General features: G+C 48.3%; 5 protein-coding genes. 2 read left to right on the top strand and 3 right to left on the bottom strand.

The genetic code is table 11. The annotated features are described in order from the left end of the window. Positions 1–403 precede the first annotated feature (403 nt). Positions 404–853 (bottom strand): hypothetical protein, encoded by a 450-nt coding sequence (locus QUB11_RS30660; protein ID WP_333392517.1) that lies wholly within the window; start codon positions 851–853, stop codon positions 404–406. Between the two features lie 259 nt (positions 854–1,112). Here QUB11_RS30660 and cobS point away from each other — a divergent pair, with 259 nt between their 5' ends. Next, positions 1,113–1,910 carry an adenosylcobinamide-GDP ribazoletransferase gene (gene cobS / locus QUB11_RS30655; RefSeq protein WP_333244768.1) on the top strand — a complete coding sequence of 266 codons (798 nt, stop codon included), beginning with the start codon at positions 1,113–1,115 and terminating at the stop codon, positions 1,908–1,910. Here cobS and QUB11_RS30650 read toward each other — a convergent pair. Then, complete coding sequence (locus tag QUB11_RS30650) at positions 1,907–2,533, bottom strand: hypothetical protein (protein ID WP_333392515.1); 627 nt, start codon at positions 2,531–2,533, stop codon at positions 1,907–1,909. The two genes, cobS and QUB11_RS30650, sit on opposite strands and share 4 nt — an antisense overlap. Positions 2,534–2,775: 242 nt before the next feature. On the opposite strand from QUB11_RS30650, the gene QUB11_RS30645 reads away from it, so the two are divergent. After that, on the top strand, positions 2,776–3,075 hold the full coding sequence (locus tag QUB11_RS30645; RefSeq protein ID WP_333392513.1) for a hypothetical protein: 300 nt from the start codon (positions 2,776–2,778) through the stop codon (positions 3,073–3,075). Positions 3,076–3,414: 339 nt separating this feature from the next. Here QUB11_RS30645 and QUB11_RS30640 read toward each other — a convergent pair whose 3' ends face one another. Continuing rightward, positions 3,415–5,166: a hypothetical protein gene (locus QUB11_RS30640; protein ID WP_333392510.1), complete on the bottom strand. Its 1,752-nt coding sequence runs from the start codon at positions 5,164–5,166 to the stop codon at positions 3,415–3,417. Positions 5,167–5,319: the final 153 nt, after the last annotated feature.

Below are 5,319 nucleotides of genomic sequence, written 5' to 3'. Positions count from 1 at the left end.
CGGCCTGTTCCACAAGAAAATTCACTCTTTGTGGAACAGGCCGAAAAGCCTGTTAAGCGAGAATGGTGCAAGATGTGAGTGTTATTTAATCTATTGTTGTTGACATCGCGACAAAAAAAACCATGACCGAGAATTTCTAGATGGTACCCGCCACGTGATTTATCCGTGGAATCAATCCAAAACCGACAATCGAAAATCCTCAAGCCCCCGAATTTATCTCGCGCAAGTCAATCCAAAATCGACAATCGAAAATCTAAAATCGAATGACCCCGCCCAAAAACGGAGACAAGTTTCCGACAATCGTCGTGGAGGGCAAAAAATTTTAGACCTTAGTTCTAACTCCCAGATTCACGGCGCTGCAAGTAAATCTAAAATCTAAAATCTAAAATCGACTGACTGACCATTAAAAGGGGGAATCATCTTCGTCCAATTGCAGATCCCAGTTGCCTGAGAGTACCTGATCGACAACCGCATCCAAAGCCGCAGCATTTAAATTCCGGGCGAATTGCTCTTGCAAAGGATTGGACAGGGGAATTAACCGCAACAGCCGTCCGTCTTGAACCAACTCAAAATAAGCACCATCTTCAGGAGACTGTTTCAGTTCCAGGTAATCAAAACTATACACGTTCAAATAAAGCGCATGGTTGGCAATCAGGGTAGAACGCTGGGGGTTGGCGAAGACTTCGAGTACATAACCTTCCCCTTCGCTATAAATCTGGCCATCTTGTATGTGAAGGTAGCGGACACGTCCTAAATCAAACAGCAATCTTTTGATATCGCGTTTGTTGACGACAATCCCTGTATCGATGATGCAAGGAGCAACTACCCTGTTATTCAATTGATCGTGATTCATGGAGTAAAAGCCTCTGTTGTAGTATTTTCCCGTCTTGAAAATCAGGGAGTTAGCTAGAATTCTTGGTACGGGAAACGCGGATCTTGAGTTTAGTCTTTTTAGATAGGGAGCTTGGGGATCGCTGCCGACAGAGGTTTTCCGGGGAAAAGAGCGGGCGACAGGAGGAATGCTCGATCCAAAAAACTAGGGTGTTACAGTCCAATTCTGGCACACGCTAATCGATTGACAACTGCATACCAGATGAAAAATTTTCTATCTTATGGTGGATGATAAATTGGTTCGGTCTACGATCGACTTTTTCCGGAATCAAGGCGCTGCCATCGCAGCCGCAGTCGCTTTTTATACTTGTTTGCCAGTACCGGTGTCTTGGACTTTGGAGTTTCGGGGCATTGCCCGCTTGGCACCGGCGATCGGGCTTTTGATTGGGGGGATGGTGGGACTGGCGGATGTTGGGTTGCAGTTGTTGGGAATGCCTGCTCTGACTCGATCGGCCTTGGTGGTAGTCTTGGGTATCGCCGTGACTGGCGGGCTGCACCTAGACGGCGCAATGGACGCGGCGGACGGGCTGGCTGTACCCGACCCCGTGCGTCGGCTGGAAGTCATGCGGGACAGCGTTACAGGAGCCTTTGGGGCGATGGCTGCGATCGCGATCGTGCTGCTGAAAACTGCCGCTCTCTCGGACTTGAATAACTATCGGTGGCTGGCTTTGATGGGTGTCGCCGGTTGGGGAAGGTGGGCCCAACTGGTGGCGATCGCCCGCTATCCCTATCTCCGGGCCGAGGGTAAGGGAGCTTTTCACAAGGAATCAATTTATTCTCCTTTTGATTTTATCCCCGGAGTGCTGTTGCTGCTGAGTTTGAGCGTGGTGCAAGTTGTCTTGGAGGGCGATCGGTGGCTGTTGGCGGTGGGGATGGCTTTGGGGGGAAGTGCGATCGGAATTTTTGCCGGAGCCTGGTTTAACCACCGTTTGGGCGGCCACACGGGCGATACTTACGGTGCCGTAGTCGAGTGGACGGAGGCTTTGTTGCTGTGTCTTTTGGCCGCTTTGGAAGGTTAAATTGTTTCTGAATTAACGGCATCATTCTGCATCATCCAAACGAAAAAGCTGAGGATTTGCTCGACAGGGGGCAGAGGATAGACGGATAAGTCGATCGTCACAGTTTGGTTTTCGAGTTTGATAAATTGCCATTGAATGCCATTACTCACGCTCCCATAAATGATGGGGATGTTTTTTTCTTTGGCTTGATTGAAGCGTTGAGCGGCAACCATTTCGGCAATACACTGACCCAATCCGCTTTTGAGGTCGGTCTTTTTAGCTGCGACAATTACAACGGCGGGGGCTTCAATTTCTAGGACTTGGGACGATCGCGCTAGCAGAAAATCAAACACTCCATTCAGTCCGACAGCTTCGTCGATGGTGAAATCTTCGCCGGAAAAAAGGCTAATTTGGCGATCGAGAATCCGCCTCACTTCCAGCAGTACGGGATAGATGATTCCTTCCGATCGCGCTTTTTCACTTCCCGATGTAGCGACGATGGGGAGGCTATCTTTGAGAGTACCGCTGAGGATGTCTGAGGGTGCGATCGGGTTTAGCGGAGGTATAAAGCGAGATCCCTCTTGGACTGTGAGACCGAAAGCTTGTTTCGCTTTGGCGATCGTAGTAAATTGACTGTATGGCATAATTTTTTCTAGTTGACCATTATAGGTTTTGTTTGGGTTTAAATTACAGTGTAAATTAGGTTAAACTGTAAAATAGTTACTCTGTTATTGATTGTTGAAACTATTACTTGAGTGCCGAACTATCCGGCTGCCGAAGACTAGAAGAGGCGGAAATCCGAACTCGCATCAGATATGTTTTATCCTGCTGACTGCCAATTGCTGCGTTAAATTATATAAAGCTAACCTCAATTTTTTTGAAAGCTATGGGATACTTGATTGCTGCGATCGTAATCGGAATGCTGATTTGGGCTGCGATCGAGATTGTCCAAACAATCCGCAATTGGGAAACGAATCCCGAAGAGACCACCAGCAAAATTCAAGCTGAAATGGTCCAAGAAACATATCGCGGTCAATTTGGTGCCGATGCGGTGGAGGGAGGGAGTCAGGCTGTCGGAAACGCACTCCATGCCGGCCACTGCGCCGCCGAAACTGCAGCTTGCGAATCTGCTCCAAGTGCGATCGCTCATGCTGTAGAAAGCTTATCGCACCTGCTGCACCATTAATATCGTGTCTGCTAGCGTAAATTGTGCAAGTGTTTTTGATGCTGTAGGGGCGGGTTTTACCAATAATCTTGGACGCACGCAAACAATCTCATAAACCCGCCCCCCCACAACTAATAACCTATATCAACCTTGACTTTTATCTAAGGGTAAAAATGTAGGTAGAGGTTTACCGTTGACAGATGGGGCGGGTTTATGGGATGATTAGTTTTTGGCGTAGATAGTTGGTAAAACCCGCCCCTACGAGGTCGCCAATTTTACAAAAACGAACCAATTAAACATGATATAAAAACACAAAATGAATGGAAAATCCCATGCAAATTTTCCATTCATTCTAGATTTTTAGGCTTTCGGCTCAACCCAAACCGTCATCCCCTCAACCCTCAAACCTTTGCCGCGAGTGCCGCAATATTGACCGTTAGCAGTAACAGGAGTATCGCCCACATTCTGAATGTGAGCCGTATAAAATACGTCGTATTTATCAGCTTCCGGCCCTGTCAGTCGCGCGGCAAATCCCTCAATCCGCTTAGCTTTGCCCCGGAAACCGGCTAACTCTCCTTCCGAGATCCAAGCAGTATCGCCAACTCCTTCAACGTGAGCCATGTACTGCAAATTTAAACCGGCAACGGGAGGCTCTATTTTAATTTGAAATCCTTCGACGCGGAGGCCTTTGGCGCGAGTGCCTGCATATTCTCGATCGCTAAAAGTTCGATCGCCAATTCCTTGAATATGCGCCAACACTTTTAAACCCACAGGCGCCACAACTTGGGAACTCGCAGACTGCGCGATCCAAACTTTGATGCCCTCTATTCTCAAAGCTTTGCCGCGAGTGCCGCAATATTCGCCGTTGGAGGACACATCGGTGTCGCCGATATTCTGAATGTGAGCGCTATAAAATACGTCGTACTTATCAGCTTGCGGCCCGCTCAACCGCACCGCAAATCCCTCAATTCGTTTGGCTTGACCCCGAAAACCCGCCAATTCTCCTTCGCTAAGCCAAGGAGTATCCCCAACACCTTCGACGTGAGCCATGTACTCGACATTTAAGCCGGGAATTGGCGGATCGATATTAATCGCAAATCCTTCGACGCGCCGCCCTTGACCCTTAGAACCCGCGTATTCTTGAGCACCGAAAGTTCGATCGCCAATTCCCTGAATGTGCACCAAAACTTTGATTCCCAAACCGCCCTCTACTGCCACCGCTGGTTGAATGTCCCGAGGTGCGCCAAAGACAATGTTCCCGGAACCGGTTGTCTGAAGAGACTTAGGTACTTCCACGCTGGGAACAATAATTACCTCGTGCATGGGGACAGAAGGTGCGGGAGATTCCAAAATCTGGATCTGTGGCGCAACTGTAACTTGTTTCGGTGCCACATTTCCTGACGGGATGACAATCACTTCTGGCAAAGGTTCGGCGCTGATTTTTTGTTCTGGCGCTGGTTTAAATGCGGGTTCGACTTTTGCAGGTGCTGCTTTTACCATCTCAGCAATGGTTAATTTGCCTCTGGAAATGGCTACGGCTATTTGTTTGCCAAAAGCGGCGCTGACTGTTTCTTCGAGAATTACCCACTGTTCGTCATCTAATTTGTCTTGCTGTTCCACCAGGGCGAGCACTGCTGAAACTGGGTGTTTGCCGCTGACTAAGGATTCTGCGTCCGAATGCAGTTGAGTTGGGGTTGATTCGGAAATCGCGCGCTGCAGTTCGCGGGCTCTGGCATGAACTGATTGTAAGGGCGCGAAGTCGCTTTGTTCGCGGTGGGCGATCGCCAATACTCGATCGATCACTTTCAATGCTGCATCGCGAATTTCTGCTTTTCCTTCAGAAGCGGAGGCAGTCTCGACTAAGTTTTGAATGTCTTTGAGGGAAGTAATTTCCCCTGGTGTGATACCGGATTTGTTGAGATCGAGAGCTTGTTTTTGGACTGTGGCAAAGTTGCGACTGTAGGTGGCTACTTCTTGCAGCAAGCTGTCAGAGGGAGGAAGGCCGGAGTTTTGCAGTTGCTTTGCTGCTTGGGATAGGCGATCGGCCAAATTAGCATAAGTTTCCGATAGTCGGGCTATTTGTTGTAGCAAATCTTTATGTGGTGCTTCCATATGTCTTGCAGTAAATATTTAACTTGCTGATTATAGACGTTGAGCGTCTTCTGAAGGTAGAAGGCAGTAGTCAATGGATTTTAGATTTTAGATTTTAGATTTTAGATTGAAGCCTTGACCGCACGGATAAATTCGGGGGCTCCTTTATCGGAT

The sequence above is a fragment of the Microcoleus sp. B6-A1 genome, assembly GCF_036705085.1.
Classification (GTDB): Bacteria; Cyanobacteriota; Cyanobacteriia; order Cyanobacteriales; family Microcoleaceae; genus Microcoleus.
Note: the sequence above shows the minus strand (reverse complement) of the source record. Positions and strands in the feature narration are given on the sequence as shown.